This window comes from Micromonospora sp. NPDC048930 (assembly GCF_043197935.1).
Taxonomy (GTDB): domain Bacteria; phylum Actinomycetota; class Actinomycetes; order Mycobacteriales; family Micromonosporaceae; genus Micromonospora.
Window position 1 is genome coordinate 61305 of the sequence record NZ_JBICUB010000008.1, and the last position, 16018, is coordinate 77322.

The following is a 16018-nucleotide window of genomic DNA, read 5'->3' on the forward strand; positions in this document are numbered from 1 at the left end:
TCAGGCGGCTCGGGCGGTCCACCGGTCGCCGGCGCGCTCGACGACCAGGGGCAGGCCGAAGGTCTTCGAGAGGTTGTCGGCGGTGAGCGTGTCGGCGAGCAGGCCCTGTGCCACCACCCCGCCCTCGCGCAGCAGCAGCGCGTGGGTGAAGCCCGGCGGGATCTCCTCGACGTGGTGGGTGACCAGCACCAGGGCCGGGGCGTCGGGGTCGTACGCCAGCTCGGCGAGCCGGGCGACCAGGTCCTCGCGCCCGCCGAGGTCGAGCCCGGCGGCAGGCTCGTCGAGCAGGAGCAGCTCGGGGTCGGTCATCAGGGCGCGGGCGATCTGCACCCGCTTCCGCTCGCCCTCCGAGAGCGTGCCGTACGCCCGCTCGGCGAGGTGGCCGATGCCGAGCTGGCCGAGCAGCGCGTGGGCGCGCGCCTCGTCGGTGCGGTCGTAGCTCTCCCGCCAACGGCCGACCACCGACCAGGCGGCGGTGACCACCACGTCGACCACCCGCTCGTCGGCGGGGATCCGCTCGGCGAGGGTGGCGGTGGACAGGCCGATGCGCGTCCGCAGCTCGTTGACGTCGGTGCGGCCGATCCGCTCGCCGAGGACGTGCGCCGTGCCGGTGGTCGGGTGCAGCCGGCCGGCGGCCAGGTTGAGCAGGGTGGTCTTGCCGGCGCCGTTCGGACCGAGCACCACCCAGCGTTCGTCCAGCTCGACCTGCCAGTCGACGTCGTGCACCAGCGCGGTGCCGGAGCGCTTCACGCCCACCCCGTCGAGGCTGACCACCAGATCCAGGTCCCCAGTCACCGGTCCATCCAACCACGCAGCCCGCGTGCTGCCCCCCACGGGCGGCGTCGCCGCCATAGGGTGGGGCGCCGTGTCGTTGGTCACCACACCGGAAGGACGCCGCATGCCCGACCGCCAGGAGCCGCGCGGATGAGCGCGCTCATCGAGATCGCCGGTCTCCGCAAGACGTTCCACACCGTGCGCCAGGGGCGCCGGGTCGCCGTCGACGGCTTCGATCTGCTGGTCGAGGCCGGGCAGGTGCACGGGTTCCTCGGGCCGAACGGCTCGGGCAAGACCACCACGCTGCGCGCCCTGCTCGGTTTGGTCCGGGCGGACGGCGGGCGGATGAGCGTGCTCGGGGCCGAGTCGCCCGACCTGCTGCCGGAGGTGGCGGGGCGGGTCGGCGCGATCGTGGAGAGCCCGCAGTTCTTCCCCAACTTCACCGGCCGCCGCACCCTGCGGCTGCTGGCGCTGGCCGGGGGCGTACCCATCAGCCGGGTCGACGAGGTGCTGGAGCAGGTCGGCCTGCGGGACCGGGGTGACGAGCGGGTCAAGGGCTACTCGCTGGGCATGAAGCAGCGGCTGGCCGTCGCGTCGGCCCTGCTGAAGAGCCCGGAACTGCTGATCCTGGACGAGCCGGCGAACGGTCTGGACCCGGCCGGCATCCGGGAGATGCGGGACCTCATGCGGGACCTCGCCGCGGCGGGGGTGACCGTGCTGCTCTCCAGCCACATCCTGGCCGAGATCCAGCTGATCTGCGACCACGTGACGATCATCAGCCGGGGCCGGCGGGTGGCCCACGGCCGGGTGGACGAGGTGCTGGCCGGCTTCGACCAGCACGAGTGGCGGGTACGGGTGGCCGATCCGGGGCAGGCCGCGGAGCTGCTGGGCCAGGCCGGGGTGTCGGTCACCGCCCACCCCGACCACCTGGTGGTCGGCGGGGTCGACGACCCCGAGGTGATCAGCCGCACGCTGGGCGAGCAGGGCCTCTGGGTCCGCGAGCTGGTCCCGCTCCGGCCGGACCTGGAGAGCGTCTTCCTGGAGCTCACCGGGGACGCCCCGCACCCGGCGGTGCCCCGGCAGGTGGACGGCCCACCGCCCGCGGGTGACGGGGTGATCGATCTCGACGTGCGCGAGAACCGGGAGGTGGACGCGTGAACCTGGTCCGTGCCGAGGTGGAGCGGCTCGCCGCCCGCCGGTTCGTGCAGTTGATGGTGGTGCTGCTGCTGATCGCGTTCGCGGTGACCGTGGCGACCACGCTGGCCGGCTCGCACCGGCCGACCCCGGACGAGCTGAACCGGGCTCGGGCGCAGGCGGCCGAGGAGGTACGCAACCTGGAGGCGGCGCACGACCGCTGCCTGCGGATCAAGGCGGGTCAGGTCACCCCGGACGAGAGCGACTACGTCCCGCGGGACTGCGCCGAGATCGACCCGGCCCTGCGGCAGGAGCCGATCACCGCGGCGAACTACCTGAGCGGGGTGTTCGTCTTCAGCCAGAAGGCGGAGCCGCTGCTCTACTTCCTCATCGCGTTCCTGATGCTCTTCGGGTTCCTGGTCGCCGCCTCGTACATCGGCGCCGACCTCAACTCCGGCGGGGTGGTGAACCTCCTGCTGTGGCGGCCACGCCGCTGGGCGGTGCTGGGCGCCAAGCTCGGCACGCTGCTCGGCGCGTTGCTGGCGCTGTCCGCGGTGGCGTCGGTGGCGTACCTGGGACTGTTCTGGCTGATCGGCCAGACGGCCGGGCTGCCCGGCGGGATGGACGCCGAGTTCTGGGGGTCGCTGGCCGCCACGTACGGCCGGGGCCTGGTGCTGGTGCTGCTGACCGGGGCGCTCGGCTTCGCCATCGCCACGCTGGGCCGGCACACCGCCGCGGCGCTCGGCGCGGTCGCCGCGTACCTGGTGATCTGGGAGTTGGGCGCGCGGCTGGTGCTGGACATCGTCGAGGCCACCCGGCCGGAGCGCTGGATGCTCTCCAGCTACGTGGCCGCCTGGCTCAGTGGCGAGGTGCACTTCTGGGACCGCTTCGCCTGCGGCGGCGGGGAGGCCGGCTTCTGCGAGGGCTTCTACACGATCGGTTGGGGCCCGGGGCTGGCGGTGCTGCTGACCCTGACGGCCGTGCTGGTCGCCGCCGCGTTCGCCGCGTTCCGCCGCCGCGACCTGATCTGACGCCTCGGGCGCGGTCCCCGGGCACCCGGGGACCGCGCCGGCAACTCCTTGCAGAGACCCTTCACCTGGTGAAGAATTCCTTCACATGGCGGAGCGGGCGACGACGGCTGGGCGGTCAGCCGACCGTCGAGCCGAACACCTCGTCGCGCACCGCGTCCAGCGCGGTGCGCAGCGCGCCCCGCAGGATCGGCTCCTCGGTGAGCCCGGTGGTGACCACGCGCGGCCGGACCAGGGTGATCGCGGCGACCTCGTGCTGCACCCGCTCGGCCAGCGCCGCCCCGCCCGCCTGACCCACCTCGCCGGCCAGCACCACCAGCGGCGGGTCGAGCACCACGCAGGTGCTCGCCACCCCGAGGGCCAGCCGGCGGGCCAACTCGTCCAGCATCGGGCCACCGGCCGTGCCGGCGGCGATCGCGGCGCGTACCGCCTCGGCCGCGTCCGGCCCGTCGAAGCCGTGCTCGGCGGCCACCGCGCGGACCGCGTCGGCGCCCGCGAGCTGCTGGAAGGCCGGCTTGGCCCGCTTCGAGACGTCCCGCGGGATGGGTACGCCGGGCACCGGCAGGTAGCCGATCTCACCGGCCGCGCCGCTGCTGCCGTGGTGCAGCCGGCCGCCGAGCACGATCGCCAGACCGACGCCCGCGCCCACCCACACCAGCACGAAGTCCGACACCCCCTGGGCCGCGCCGGACTGGGCTTCGGCGACGGCGGCCAGGTTGACGTCGTTCTCGAAGACCACCGGGATGTGCAGGTCCTCACGGAGCGCGGCGAGCAGGCCGCTGTGCCAGCGCGGCAGGTTGAACGCGAAGGTGATGTCCCCGGTGCCCGGGTCCACCAGGCCGGGGGTGCCCAGCACGACCCGCCGTACGCTGGACAGCTCCGCTCCGGCGCTGCTCGCCGCCTGGACCACCGCGTTGTGCACCACGCCCACCGGGTCGTCGGTGTCCTTCGTCGACTGGGCGACCCGGCCGACGATCGCCCCGGTGATGTCCGCGCAGGCCGCCACCACCCGCTCCGCGTCGACGTCCACCCCGACCACGTACGCGCTGCTCGGGCGCACCGCGTAGAGCTGGGCGTTCGGGCCCCGCCCGCCGGCCTGCTCGCCGACCCGGGTGACCAGGCCGCGCTCCTCCAGCCGCTCCACCAGCTGGGAGGCGGTGACCTTGGAGAGCCCGGTCAGCTCGCCGATCCGGGCCCGGGTGAGCGGCCCCTGCTCGAGGAGCAGCTCCAGCGCCGCACGGTCGTTCAACGCCCGTAACAGGCGGGGGGTGCCGGGCAGCCGGGTCGCACTCATGCCACGTCCTTTATTTTCAGTAAAGTTTGCTAACCACAAAATGCCTGCAGAGGGGTGTCCGTTAGCGTATCGGCCGCCCCGATCCGGGGTCGTCGGACGACCCGGCAGGGAAAGGGGATACTCGTGGGGCTGGATCCAGGACTCCGGCGGCTCGCGTTGGGCACGCTGCTGGCCGCGTACCCGGGGCCGGTCCCGCCCGACTGGGCGGTCGACCTGCTCGGCGAGGGGCTCGCCGGGCACACCCTGTTCGGCACCAATATCCACGACCCGGCCCAGGTCGCGGCCACCACCGCCGCGCTGCGCGCCGGCCGCCCGGACGTGATCGTCGCGATCGACGAGGAGGGCGGCGACGTCACCCGGCTGGCCCACGCGACCGGCAGCCCGTACCCGGGCAACGCAGCCCTCGGCGCGGTCGACGACGTGACGCTGACCCGCCAGGTGTACGCGGCCATCGGCGCGGAGCTGGCCGCCCTCGGCATCACCGTCGACCTGGCGCCCACCGTCGACGTGAACACCGCCGACGAGAACCCGGTGATCGGCACCCGCTCGTTCGGCGCGGACCCGGCCCGGGTGGCCGCCCACTCGGCCGCCGCGGTCGCCGGCCTCCAGTCCGCGGGCGTGGCGGCCTGCGCCAAGCACTTCCCCGGCCACGGCGCCACGGTCGCCGACTCCCACCACGAGCTGCCCACCGTCGACGTGCCCCCCGCGGTGCTGCGCGAGCGGGACCTGCCGCCCTTCGCCGCAGTGGTCGACGCCGGGGTACGCGCGATCATGACCGCGCACATCCGGGTGCCGGCGCTGACCGGCGACGGCCCGGCCACGTTCAGCCGGGCGGTCCTGGTCGACCTGCTGCGCCGCGAGTACGGCTTCACCGGCACGGTGATCACCGACGCGCTGGAGATGAAGGGCGCGGCGCTGGCCGCCGGCGGGGTCGGTCCGGCCGCGGTGCGCGCCCTGGCCGCCGGCGCCGACCTGCTCTGCATCGGCGCCAAGGTGGACGCCGGGCTGGTCGAGCAGGTGGTCGAGGAGGTCGTCGGCGCGATCCAGACCGGCCGGCTGGACCGGGCCCGGGTCGAGGAGGCCGCCGCCCGGGCGGCCGCGCTCGCCGCCTGGCGCGCCGGTGCCGTGCCGACCCCGACACCCGACGGGCTCGGCTACGCCGCGGCCCTGCGCGCGGTACGCGTCGAGGGCGACGTCACCGGCCTCACCGCGCCGCTGGTGGTGCAGGTGCACGCCACCTCCACCATCGCCGAGGGGCGGGTGCCCTGGGGGCTCGGCCCGCACCTGGCCGGGGCCGAGGAGATCCGGGCGGTCGCCGGGGAGACCGCGCCGGAGGAGCTGCGCCGGCTGGCCGGGGACCGGCCGATCGTGCTGGTCGGCCGCCACCTCCATCGGCTGCCCGGGGCGCGGGAACTGGTCGAGGCGCTGGCCGCCGCGCACCCGGTGACCGTGGTGGAGATGGGTTGGCCCGGCGACTGGCGCCCGGCCGGCGCCCGGGCCTTCGTCACCACGTACGGCGCCAGCCACGCGAACGGCCGCGCGGCGGCCCAGGTGCTCGGCCTGACCGGTTGATGCCTGACCGGCCCGTTCCCGGGTAGTTCCCAGGGATGAGCGCCACCGCCGCCTGGCACGCCGCCCTGGCCGACCTGATCAGCCGGTCGCACCGGTTGCCACCCGACCGGCTGCCGGCGGCGGTCAACGCGGCCCTGCGCCCGCTCGACGTCACGGTGACGACGTACGTGGTGGACGTCGAACAGGAGCTGCTGCGGCCACTGCCCGAGCCGGGGCGGCCGACACCGGACCCGCTGCCGATCGACACCAGCCTGCCCGGGCGCGTCTACACCGAGGTGCGGGCGCGGCCCGGGCAGGACGGCCGGCTCTGGGTCCCGGTGGTGAACGGCACCGACCGGCTGGGCCTGCTGGCGGTCGTCCCGCCCGCCGGGGTGGACCCGGCGGACGGCACGCTGCGGGAGGGCTGCCTGGCGATGGCCGGACTGATCGGGCATGTGCTGACCAGCAAGCTGCCCTACGGCGACGCGCTGCACCAGGCCCGGCGCGCCGCCCCGATGGCCGTCTCGGCCGAGCTGCTCTGGCAGCTGCTGCCGCCGTTGACCTTCGCCACCGACCGGGTGGCGGTCAGCGCCATCCTCGAGCCCTGCTACGCGGTGGGCGGGGACGCGTTCGACTACGCGCTGAACGGCGAGACCCTCGCCCTGGCGATCCTGGACGGGGTCGGGCACGGGCTGCCGGCGACGCTGACCACCTCGGTGGCGCTCGCCGCGCTGCGGGCCGCCCGCCGGTCGGGCACGGAGCTCGCCGAGCGGGGCGCGGCGGTGGACGCGGCGCTGCGCAGCCAGTGGACGGACGGCCGGTTCGTCACCGCGGTCCTGCTCGACCTCGACGTGCACAGCGGTCGGCTCCGGTACGTCAACGCGGGCCATCCGGCCCCGGTGGTGCTGCGCCGGGGGCGGGCCGTACGCGCGCTCACCGGCGGGCGCCGGCCGCCGCTCGGCCTCAACCTGCCCTCCGGCGAGGTCGGCGAGATCCGACTCGAACCCGGTGACCGGCTGCTCCTGCACACCGACGGGGTCACCGAGGCCCGCGACGCGGCCGGCGAGGAGTTCGGACTGCCCCGGCTGGCCGACCTCGCGGAGCGGCACATCCGGTCCGGCCTGCCCGCACCGGAGACGTTGCGCCGGTTGAGCCGCGCGGTCGCCGAGTATCGCGGGACCGCGTCCCGGGACGACGCCACGATGGTCCTCGTGGAATGGTCCGAGCGGGCGGCGGCCCGGGTCGAGCCCTGACCTGACAACACGACGGAGTCCGGCCACCCGCGGCCGCTCGGCTCAGCGCAGCCGCCGCCAGCCGCCTCCGGTCGCGCTGCCCTCGCCGCCGGGATCGGTGGTGAGGCCGAGCAGCACGTCGACCGAGGTGATCCTCAGCACCCGGGCCACCAGCGGCTGCGGCCGGGTCACCCGCAGGGCGGCACCGCGGCCGACCGCCTCGGCCGCGCCCCGGAGCAGGGCGGCGACTCCGGTCGAGTCGAGGAACGTGACCGCGGCGAGGTCGACCACGATCTCCACCAGGGCCGGCCGGTCGAGGACGGCGTCCAGCGCCCGGTCCAGCTCGGGAGCGCCGGCCATGTCGAGGTCACCCACCGGTGTGAGGACCACCCGTCCGGGCCCCAGGTCCCGCGTATCGATCGCCATGACCTGCCCGTCCCACGCCGATGTGTCGTCGCCGGAACCTTACCGGGCAGGCCGGTACGGACCACGGACCGGCCACGCCGCCAACCACTCTTGAACGCGTTCAAAACCTGTCGTACGCTCAACCCGCAGCAATTTTGAACGCGTTCAAGAAGGGCGACGAGATGGACGTGAAGGTCTGGATGTACCTGACCTACCTCGCGATCAGCATCGGGCTGACCGTGTGGGTGGCCCGGGCGCTGTCCCGCAACGGGCTGGTGTTCCTGGAGGACGTCTTCGCCGACAAGCGGCTGGCCGACGCGGTCAACAGCCTCCTGGTGGTCGGCTTCTACCTGCTCAACCTCGGCTACGTGACGGTGGCCATGAAGGAGGCCGACCCGGTGACGACCACCAGCGGGGCGCTGGAGGAACTCTCCATGAAGGTCGGCTGGGTGCTGCTGGTCCTCGGCGCGCTGCACTTCTTCAACGTCTTCGCGCTCGGCCGGTACCGGCGCGGCCGGCTCCGCCAGCAGGCGGTCGGGCACCCGCCGCTCGCCCCGGTCGGTCACCTGCCGGTCCAGCCCGGCTCGCGGCCGGTCGGCCCGGTGCCGGTCGGCCCGGTGCCGGTCGGCCCGGTCGGGCCGCCCCCGGCGGGTCCGGTGCCACCGGCCGGCCCGACCCCGCCCGCCCCGCCGCGATGACCGTCGGCTCAGGCGGGGACCTGACGGATCCCACCGGGCACGGGGCCGGTGGGATCCGCGGGTTCACCGTCCTCTACGACGCGCACTGCCCGCTGTGCCGGGCCGCGCGGCAGTGGCTCGGGTCGCGCGCCCAGCTCGTACCCCTGGAGTTCGTGCCGGCCGGCTCGGCGGAGGCCCGGCGGCGCTTCCCGGGGCTCGACCACGACGCCACGCTGCGGGACCTGACCGTGGTCGCGGACACCGGCGCCGTGTACGCCGGCGACGGCGCCTGGTTCGCCTGCCTGTGGGCGCTGGCCGACCACCGGCCGACCGCCGAACGGCTGGCCCGCCCGCACCTGCTGCCACTGGCCCGGCGGCTGGTGGCCACCGCCTCCTCGGTCCGCGAGCTGGTCCGGGAGCCCAGGCCGGACCCGGGATACGGTGACGACGATGACCGAGCAGACTGCGCCGACGACCGCTGCGGGTGGCCCGAGCGCCGGGGCGACCGCCCGGGGTGAGCAGACCCGCCAGCTGATCCTGGACACCGCGATGCGGCTGTTCCGCGAGCGGGGGTACGCGCGCACCACCATGCGCGCCATCGCCCAGGAGGCCGGCGTGGCGGTGGGCAACGCCTACTACTACTTCGGCTCGAAGGAACACCTGATCCAGGAGTTCTACACGGGCACCCAGCAGGAGCACCGGGCGGCGGCCGCCCCCGTGCTCGACCGGGAGCGGGACTTCGCCGCCCGGCTGGCCGGGGTGCTGCACGCGGGGGTGGACGTGCTGACGCCGTACCACTCCTTCGCGGCCAGCTTCTTCAAGACGGCGGCCGAACCCACCTCGCCGCTCAGCCCGTTCTCCACCGAGTCGTCGGAGGCCCGCGAGGCGTCGGTCGCGCTCTTCCGGGAGGTGCTGGAGGGCTCCACCGCCCGGGTGGACCCCGAGCTGCGCCCGGCGCTGCCGGAGCTGCTCTGGCTGGCGTACATGGGGGTGGTCCTCTACTGGGTGCACGACCGCTCGCCGGAGCAGGCCCGGACGCGGCAGCTCATCGACGGCGCGGTGCCGCTGGTCGACCGGCTGGTGGGGCTGTCCCGGCTGCGGGTGCTGCGGCCGGTCACCCGCCAGGTGCTCACCCTCATCCACACGCTGCGTCACTGACGCTTCTCGATCGCCGCCAAGCTGAGCCGCAGGTCAAGTCCACTACCGGACATCAGCAACCCCTTGCCTGGCTACTGTCAGACACTTAGCGTTACCAGTGACGGGACCTGGGAGGAGAGGCTGCGGACCGTGGATCCGGCCCGGGATCCACGGTCCGCGCCCACCCGCGGTCAGTATGGGAAGACCCCGAACGACGTCCAGCCCCGGTCCGGGAACCCGGCTGCCTCCGCCACCCGCGCCGAGGCGTGGTTGTCGACGTTGTGCAGGTAGGTCGGCACGGCCCCCTCGTCGAGCACCCGCCGGGCCGCCTGGGCGACCAGCCGCCGGGCCAGCCCCCGCCCACGGGCCGCCGCGACCGTGCCGACGGCCAGTTCGTGCCCGTACGCGTCGTGCCGCTTGATGCCCACGCCGGCCAGGTACCGCCCGTCTGCGTCGCGCACCACCAGCACCTCGCGATCGAAGAGGCGCAGCCAGGGCGGCAGGCCCGAGCTGGTCGGGGAGATCCACTCGCCGACGTCCGGCAGCCGCGCCGGGGCGGTGCTCCACCGGAAGAGGCCGGCGTGGGTGGTGAACTCCGGCGCCCCGACCGCCGTCGGCAGGCTCGGCAGCAGCTCCTCGACCGACCGGCTGCGGACCAGGGCCCGGACCGCGTCGACCCGGTCCGGCGGCACCGAGAGGACCGTACGTCCGGGGGCGCCGACCGCGAGCGCCGGCCGCAGCCGGCCGTCCCACGCCGGCCGGGCGCGGCGGTGCGACCGGACCACGTGCAGCCCGGGAGCGGCCGGCCACTGCCCCAGCCAGGTCGCCAGGTGCAGGAACAACCGCCGGTCGAGCACCGGGGCCACACCTCCTCGCGTCTCGTGATCACGGTACGCCCGGCCGACCCGCCCGGCCCGACGGTTCGGTCCGTAAGAACCTCGCAACACCTCGACCACCCCAGCCGTCGATACGCTGTGTCGCACGAGGGGGAGGTACGCGGGTGGCGCAACGGGTGCTGGTGGTCGACGACGACCGGACGGTGGCCGACGTGGTCTGCCGGTACCTGGAGCACGCCGGTTACCAGGTGGAGCACGTCGGGGACGGGGCGGCGGCGCTGACCGCGGTGTCCCGGCGCCCGCCGCACCTGGTGGTGCTGGATCTGATGCTGCCGGTCCTGGACGGCCTGGAGGTCTGCCGGCGGCTGCGGGAGCGGCCGGACGGCGTACCCATCGTCATGCTGACCGCGCGCGGCGACGAGGCCGACCGGATCCTCGGCCTGCAACTGGGCGCGGACGACTACCTGGGCAAGCCGTTCTCTCCCCGCGAGCTGGTGCTGCGGGTCCGTTCCGTGCTGCGCCGGGCCGGCGGCGAGCCGGCCGACGTGCCCCCGGAGGTGCTGGCCGACGACGGCCTGGAGGTGGAGACCGGCCCGCGGGTGGCCCGGCTGCACGGCCGGGAGCTGACCCTGACCCTGCGGGAGTTCGACCTGCTGGCGCACCTGATGCGGCACCCGGCGCGGGCGTTCCGCCGGGCCGAGTTGCTGGAACGGGTGTGGGGTTGGAGCTTCGGCGACCAGTCCACGGTGACCGTCCACGTACGCCGGCTCCGGGAGAAGATCGAGACCGACCCGGCGAACCCCCGGCGGATCGTCACCGTGTGGGGCGTCGGCTACCGCTACGAGCCGGCCGATGCGTGACCTGGCGCTGATCTTCGGAGCGGCGCTGCTCGCGGCGCTCGGCGTCGGGCTGGCCGGCGCGGTCGCCCTGCGGCTGCTGCGCGGCCGGTCGATCACCGTGCACATCTTCGTGCTGCTGACCATGACGGTCGGCGCGGTGGTGGCCGGGGTGGCGGTGGTCGCCGAGGCCATGTTCCTCTCCCCGCACGACCTGGAGGTCGTGCTGATCACGGTGTCGGCCGCCGCGGCGGTGAGCCTCGCCGTGGGTTGGCTCTTCGGCCGCCGGCTGGCCGCCGCGGCCGTCTGGGCCGACCAGGCCCGGGACCGGGAGCGCCGGATCGAGAAGGGTCGCCGGGACCTGGTCGCCTGGGTCTCGCACGACCTGCGCACGCCGCTCGCCGGGTTGCGCGCGATGGCCGAGGCTCTGGAGGACGGGGTGGTCCGGGACCCGGAGACGGTGGGCGAGTACCACCGCCGGATCCGGGTGGAGACCGACCGGATGACCCGGCTGGTCGACGACCTGTTCGAGCTGTCCCGGATCAACGCGGGCGCGCTGCGGCTGTCGCTGTCCGCGGTGCCGCTGGGCGACGTGGTCTCGGACGCGCTGGCCGGCACCGCGCCGCTGGCCGCCGCCCGCCGGATCCGGCTGGTCGCCGCCGAGGCGGGCTGGCCGACGGTGACCGGGAGCGAGCCGGAGCTGTCCCGGGTGGTCGGCAACCTGCTGCTCAACGCGATCCGCTACACGCCGGAGGACGGCACGGTACGGGTCGACGCCGGCCGCGACTCCGACACCGCGTGGCTGGCCGTGACCGACACCTGCGGCGGCATCCCCGAGGCGGATCTGCCCCGGCTGTTCGACGTGGCGTTCCGGGGCGAGCCGGCGCGCACGCCGCGCCCGGGCAACGGCGGCGTCGAGGGGTCGGGCGGGCTGGGACTGGCGATCGTGCGCGGGCTGATTGAGGCGCACGGCGGGCGGGTAGACGTACAGAACATCAGCGATGGCTGCCGGTTCGTGGTCCGGCTGCCGGCGGCGGGAACCTGACGCATCGATCCCGCGTCATATCTATTTCCATACATGTACAAGTTTCTCTGGGACGGTAATGGTCATGCCGAATCAGCCGAATGACCGGTACCAGCAGGACACCGAGCACAGCTGGCAGGCCGTCGAGGGCGCCGGACGGTTCCCCGCGCAGTCGACGTACCGGGAGGCCCGGGCCGACGCGTCGCTCTCCTGGGCGGAGCTGAACGCACTGCCGGCCGGCGCGTCGACCCGGCACAACCTCAACACCCGCTGAGGGGCGGCGGGGAAAGCGACGACACACCCGGGCGCTCCACCCCGGGGATTCGCACATGTGTCGGGTAGCGTCTTCTGGTCCGAAATCCCGGTCAACGACAGGAGAAGCTCCGCGCATGGGCAAGAAGACGATCCACGTCTCCGACTTCAGCGGCGAGGTGCTGCGTCCCGACGACGAGGTGGTCAAGGTCGTCGTGCTGGAGCACCCGGACCTCGTCGCCGGGCCCGTGCAGCTGGACGCCACGCCGGTCGAGGTGGAGAGCATCGACGACGCGGCGCTCGACGTGGCCGTGGTGGAGATCCACGACCGGCACGGCGGCGGCGAACCGCGCCGGGTGGTGCTCACCGCGAGCGAGTTCGACGCGATGGCCACCGACGTGCCGATGGCGCAGCTGCTGCGGACCGCCGAGCGGGTGAAGCCGCCGAAGGCGCGCCGCAGCGCCGAGAAGGTCGACTACGGCACCATCGAGCACGCCGGCAAGCCGCACCGCGGGAAGGTCACCGACGAGGAGGCCCGGCTGGTCCGCGAGCACCTCGACGAGGTCAACAAGCGGCTCGCCGACGCCGGCCTGCGCCAGGTCGACCCGGCCGACCCGGAGCACGCCGCCCGGTACGGCTTCCCGACCGCCGGCTGACCGCCCGACGCCGGGCACGCGCCCCCGTGGCGCGTGCCCGGCCCGGTGAGATCAGGCCATCTTCCGGGCGATCTCGGCGAGCGCGCCGTCGATCGCGGCCTCCATCGTCGCCTTGTCCAGCCCGAGCCCGGTGAGCACGCCGTCGCCGCCCTCCTCCTCGATCAGGGCGAGCAGGATGTGCTCGGTCCCGATGTAGTTGTGGCCGAGCCGCAGCGCCTCGCGGAAGGTCAGCTCCAGCACCTTCTTGCCCCGCGCGTCGTACGGGATCAGGTCCGGGACCTGCTCGGCCCGCGCCGGCAGGGTCGCCGTGACCGCCTCCCGGAACCGATCCAGGGACACGCCCCGGGCCTCGATCAGCTTCGGGGCGAGCGCGTCCGGGTCGACCAGCAGGCCGAGGGCCAGGTGCCCGGGGCCGATCTCGGCGTTGCCGGCGGCCCGCGCCTCCTCCTGCGAGGTCACCACCACGTTGCGCGCCCGGTGGGTGAACCGGCCGAAGCCGGCGTTCGGGTCCAGCGCGGCGGCGTTCTCGGCCTTCGCGGCGGATCGCTTCTGGGCGGCCTGCTTGCTGACGCCCATGCTGCGGCCGATCTCCGTCCAGGAGGCGCCGGAGCGGCGCGCCTGGTCGACGAAGTGGCCGATCAGGTGGTCGGCGACGTCGCCCAGGTGGTCGGCGACCATCACGGCGTCGGCGAGCTGGTCCAGCGCGTCGGTGTGCGCCTTCTTGATGCCCTCGATCAGGTCGTCGAGGCGTACGGGATGCGTCATCTTCACGGGATCCGTCATGCGTCAACCATAGGTTGACGGCCATGTCGCGTCAACCATGGGTTGACGGCTGTTCCCTACCTCTGCCGGACCCCACTCCTGAACAGCGCGAGCGAGATCATGATCACCACGATGCCGAGGCCTTCCAGGACGGTCGGCACCTGCAGGAGCAGATCCTCCGTCGCGTAGCCGTCCGGCGTGGCGGCCCTGGTCGGGTCCTTCGGGTCGACCCGCACCGCGAGCACGTCCCCGACGTGGAACTCACTCTCGTCGAGTTCGCTGGAGAACCGCTGCCGGTGCCGCACGCCGTCGAACGTGTAGTCCACGCAACCTGGTCGCGACGAACGAACGGCTGACCTTGAACCGTCCCACGTGGACCACCCGGCCCGTCGTCTCGGCGCCGACGCGCACCCGCTCGTCGATCGCCGCGCTCAACCGGGCGTCGAGCAGGACCCCGCCGCCGATCAGCACGGTGCCCAGGACGACGGCCAGGATCGTCCTCAACCCCTCGCGGACCACCCTGGCTCCTCCTCGCTCAAGCGGTCCGATGTACACCCTGACCTCGCCTGCGGGGGGAACGGCCAGCGGGCCCGGCGGCGAACCCGGAAAAACAAAGGGCTCCGGCCCGGTGGAAGCCGGGCCAGAGCCTTGATCACCTGTGCGCCGCCAGGGACTCGAACCCCGAACCCGCGGATTAAGAGTCCGCTGCTCTGCCAGTTGAGCTAGCGGCGCTCGCTGGCAACGGGGAGAAACGTTAACACGGGGCCGGCGGGGCCGAACGGGAGGGCGGCCTCCCCGCCACGGGGTCAGCGGCGTCAGCGCGACGCTCCCGGGAACTACAAAAAGGCTCTGGCCCGGTGGAAGCCGGACCAGAGCCTTGATCACCTGTGCGCCGCCAGGGACTCGAACCCCGAACCCGCGGATTAAGAGTCCGCTGCTCTGCCAGTTGAGCTAGCGGCGCTCGCTGGCAACGGGGAGAACAGTAGCACGCCCACAGACCCCGCTTCCAATCAGATCCCGGGCTCCTCCCTTCGGTCGAGCTTAACGGACAAACAGCAACAAATCTCCCGGCAGGGGCCGGAGGATCTGGCGGTGGTACGGCACGATGTCCGCCAGGCAACGCGAGAACAGGGGTGGGGATGGGCAGGCTCGCGCGGGCCGGGGCGATGGTGGGCGTCCTGGTCCTCACGGCGTCGCTGGCACTGACCGGCTGCGGGGACGACCAGAAGAAGCCGGCGGCCGCGGGTGGCGGCCAGCAGGGGGATCCGACCGCGACCGCGTCGACGGGCCCGACGGGCGGCCCGCCGCCGGTGGACCCGGCGCCGCTGGAGGTGAGCCCGGCCGACGGGGCGGCCCGGCGGCCGGTCAGCACCGAGATCAGCGCGAAGATCCCCGGCGGCGGGAAGGTGTCGAAGGTCGTCCTCGCCGCCGCCAACGGCCGGACCGTCGAGGGGAGGCCACGTCGGGACGGCTCGTCCTGGGTGCCGTCCGCCCCGTTGAAGTACGGCACGCGCTACACGGCCACGGTCACCGCGACCGGCACCGACGGCCGGACCCACGAGGGCACCAGCACCTTCACCACGATGACCAAGCCGAAGTCGATGATCGGCTCGGGCCTCTACCTGTTCAGCGACCGGACGTACGGCGTGGCGATGCCGGTGGTCGCCGAGTTCTCGCCGGGCATCCCGAAGAAGGACCGCGCCGCGGTGCAGAAGCGGATGTTCGTGCAGACCGACCCGCCGCAGCCGGGCGCGTGGCACTGGCTGCCCAACGGCACGCAGGCCTACTACCGGGCGCCGGAGTACTGGAAGCCGGGCACCACCCTCACCGTCCGGTTGGCGCTGGCCGGCATCCCGCTCAGCAACGGCCGGTACGGCAACGTCGACCGCAGCGCGACCGCCAAGATCGGCCGCGCCTTCGAGATGAAGGTCGACAACGCGACCAAGCGGATGACCGTGTACGAGAACGGAGAGCTGGTCCGCACCCTGCCGGTCAGCCTCGGCAAGAAGAGCACCCCCTCCTCCAGCGGCACGATGGTGGTGATGGAGAAGAAGGAGTCGACGGTCTTCGACACCCGCGACGATCCGGACCCGGACAACCGGTACGTCACGGAGATCGACTTCGCCCAGCGGCTCACCTGGGGCGGCGAGTACATCCACGCGGCCCCGTGGTCGGTCACGGCACAGGGCCACCGCAACGTCTCGCACGGCTGCGTGAACGTCTCGACGGCGAACGCGAGGTGGCTGTTCGCGCAGACCCTGATCGGCGATCCGGTCACGGTCCGGGGCACCGAGCGGAAGCTGGTGCCGGGCAACGGCTGGACGGCCTGGAGCCTGAGCTGGCCGGAGTTCGCCGCGGGCAGTGCCCTGCCGGTGCCCGAGGGTGGCGACGGGCCGGCCTTCTGAGACCTGCCGGCGGCG

The 16018-nt window shown here is 73.9% G+C and carries 18 protein-coding genes and 2 tRNA genes; 12 read left to right on the forward strand and 8 right to left on the reverse strand.

What is annotated here, in order from left to right; genetic code table 11:
- Nucleotides 1-852, reverse strand: a complete 852-nt coding sequence (locus tag ACGFI9_RS21620; protein ID WP_393180766.1) for an ABC transporter ATP-binding protein — start codon at nucleotides 850-852, stop codon at nucleotides 1-3.
- A 72-nt stretch (nucleotides 853-924) separates the two neighbouring features.
- Between ACGFI9_RS21620 and ACGFI9_RS21625 the strand changes: the two genes are divergently transcribed.
- Together ACGFI9_RS21625 and ACGFI9_RS21630 are read left to right on the forward strand one after the other, a co-directional pair.
- Nucleotides 925-1932 (forward strand): ABC transporter ATP-binding protein, encoded by a 1008-nt coding sequence (locus ACGFI9_RS21625; protein WP_393180261.1) that lies wholly within the window; start codon nucleotides 925-927, stop codon nucleotides 1930-1932.
- Nucleotides 1929-2939, forward strand: coding sequence for an ABC transporter permease subunit (locus ACGFI9_RS21630; RefSeq protein WP_393180263.1), 1011 nt, complete (start codon nucleotides 1929-1931; stop codon nucleotides 2937-2939). The genes ACGFI9_RS21625 and ACGFI9_RS21630 overlap by 4 nt, the downstream gene beginning before the upstream one ends.
- A gap of 115 nt (nucleotides 2940-3054) precedes the next feature.
- Here ACGFI9_RS21630 and ACGFI9_RS21635 read toward each other — a convergent pair whose 3' ends face one another.
- Nucleotides 3055-4230, reverse strand: a complete 1176-nt coding sequence (locus ACGFI9_RS21635) for an ROK family protein (protein ID WP_393180265.1) — start codon at nucleotides 4228-4230, stop codon at nucleotides 3055-3057.
- Nucleotides 4231-4353: 123 nt separating this feature from the next.
- Between ACGFI9_RS21635 and ACGFI9_RS21640 the strand changes: the two genes are divergently transcribed.
- The gene (locus ACGFI9_RS21640) at nucleotides 4354-5802 is read left to right on the forward strand and encodes a glycoside hydrolase family 3 N-terminal domain-containing protein (RefSeq protein ID WP_393180267.1); all 1449 of its coding nucleotides are present in this window, start codon (nucleotides 4354-4356) and stop codon (nucleotides 5800-5802) included.
- 35 nt (nucleotides 5803-5837) lie between these two features.
- Nucleotides 5838-7034: a PP2C family protein-serine/threonine phosphatase gene (locus ACGFI9_RS21645; RefSeq protein ID WP_393180270.1), complete on the forward strand. Its 1197-nt coding sequence runs from the start codon at nucleotides 5838-5840 to the stop codon at nucleotides 7032-7034.
- Nucleotides 7035-7076: 42 nt separating this feature from the next.
- On the opposite strand, the gene ACGFI9_RS21650 is transcribed toward ACGFI9_RS21645, so the two are convergent.
- Entirely contained in the window at nucleotides 7077-7439 is a 363-nt protein-coding gene (locus ACGFI9_RS21650; protein WP_393180273.1) for an STAS domain-containing protein, read from the reverse strand.
- Nucleotides 7440-7573: 134 nt separating this feature from the next.
- On the opposite strand from ACGFI9_RS21650, the gene ACGFI9_RS21655 reads away from it, so the two are divergent.
- From ACGFI9_RS21655 to ACGFI9_RS21665, 3 genes are read left to right on the forward strand one after another with little or no spacing between them, the layout of a single operon-like run.
- A complete protein-coding gene (locus tag ACGFI9_RS21655; protein WP_393180275.1) occupies nucleotides 7574-8116 on the forward strand; it encodes a hypothetical protein in 543 nt (180 codons plus the stop codon).
- A complete protein-coding gene (locus ACGFI9_RS21660; protein ID WP_393180278.1) occupies nucleotides 8113-8613 on the forward strand; it encodes a thiol-disulfide oxidoreductase DCC family protein in 501 nt (166 codons plus the stop codon). Before ACGFI9_RS21655 ends, ACGFI9_RS21660 begins: the two co-directional genes overlap by 4 nt.
- Complete coding sequence (locus ACGFI9_RS21665) at nucleotides 8546-9253, forward strand: TetR family transcriptional regulator (protein WP_393180281.1); 708 nt, start codon at nucleotides 8546-8548, stop codon at nucleotides 9251-9253. The genes ACGFI9_RS21660 and ACGFI9_RS21665 overlap by 68 nt, the downstream gene beginning before the upstream one ends.
- Before the next feature lie 170 nt (nucleotides 9254-9423).
- Here ACGFI9_RS21665 and ACGFI9_RS21670 read toward each other — a convergent pair whose 3' ends face one another.
- Nucleotides 9424-10089: a GNAT family N-acetyltransferase gene (locus ACGFI9_RS21670; protein ID WP_393180283.1), complete on the reverse strand. Its 666-nt coding sequence runs from the start codon at nucleotides 10087-10089 to the stop codon at nucleotides 9424-9426.
- Between the two features lie 143 nt (nucleotides 10090-10232).
- Between ACGFI9_RS21670 and ACGFI9_RS21675 the strand changes: the two genes are divergently transcribed.
- The 4 genes from ACGFI9_RS21675 to ACGFI9_RS21690 all read left to right on the forward strand — a co-directional run bounded on the left by ACGFI9_RS21675 (nucleotide 10233) and on the right by ACGFI9_RS21690 (nucleotide 12836).
- A complete protein-coding gene (locus ACGFI9_RS21675; RefSeq protein ID WP_393180284.1) occupies nucleotides 10233-10928 on the forward strand; it encodes a response regulator transcription factor in 696 nt (231 codons plus the stop codon).
- The gene (locus ACGFI9_RS21680; protein ID WP_393180286.1) at nucleotides 10921-11949 is read left to right on the forward strand and encodes a sensor histidine kinase; all 1029 of its coding nucleotides are present in this window, start codon (nucleotides 10921-10923) and stop codon (nucleotides 11947-11949) included. The genes ACGFI9_RS21675 and ACGFI9_RS21680 overlap by 8 nt, the downstream gene beginning before the upstream one ends.
- Before the next feature lie 64 nt (nucleotides 11950-12013).
- A complete protein-coding gene (locus ACGFI9_RS21685; RefSeq protein ID WP_393180288.1) occupies nucleotides 12014-12202 on the forward strand; it encodes a DNA repair protein in 189 nt (62 codons plus the stop codon).
- 115 nt (nucleotides 12203-12317) lie between these two features.
- On the forward strand, nucleotides 12318-12836 hold the full coding sequence (locus ACGFI9_RS21690; protein WP_393180290.1) for a hypothetical protein: 519 nt from the start codon (nucleotides 12318-12320) through the stop codon (nucleotides 12834-12836).
- 51 nt (nucleotides 12837-12887) lie between these two features.
- On the opposite strand, the gene ACGFI9_RS21695 is transcribed toward ACGFI9_RS21690, so the two are convergent.
- The 4 genes from ACGFI9_RS21695 to ACGFI9_RS21710 all read right to left on the reverse strand — a co-directional run bounded on the left by ACGFI9_RS21695 (nucleotide 12888) and on the right by ACGFI9_RS21710 (nucleotide 14559).
- Nucleotides 12888-13619, reverse strand: coding sequence for a Clp protease N-terminal domain-containing protein (locus ACGFI9_RS21695; RefSeq protein WP_393180292.1), 732 nt, complete (start codon nucleotides 13617-13619; stop codon nucleotides 12888-12890).
- Nucleotides 13620-13675: 56 nt separating this feature from the next.
- On the reverse strand, nucleotides 13676-13924 hold the full coding sequence (locus ACGFI9_RS21700; protein ID WP_393180294.1) for a hypothetical protein: 249 nt from the start codon (nucleotides 13922-13924) through the stop codon (nucleotides 13676-13678).
- 333 nt (nucleotides 13925-14257) lie between these two features.
- Nucleotides 14258-14330, reverse strand: a tRNA-Lys gene (locus ACGFI9_RS21705).
- Between the two features lie 156 nt (nucleotides 14331-14486).
- Nucleotides 14487-14559 (reverse strand) — tRNA-Lys (locus ACGFI9_RS21710).
- Nucleotides 14560-14737: 178 nt separating this feature from the next.
- On the opposite strand from ACGFI9_RS21710, the gene ACGFI9_RS21715 reads away from it, so the two are divergent.
- Entirely contained in the window at nucleotides 14738-16003 is a 1266-nt protein-coding gene (locus ACGFI9_RS21715; protein WP_393180296.1) for an Ig-like domain-containing protein, read from the forward strand.
- The last annotated feature ends 15 nt before the right edge of the window (nucleotides 16004-16018 follow it).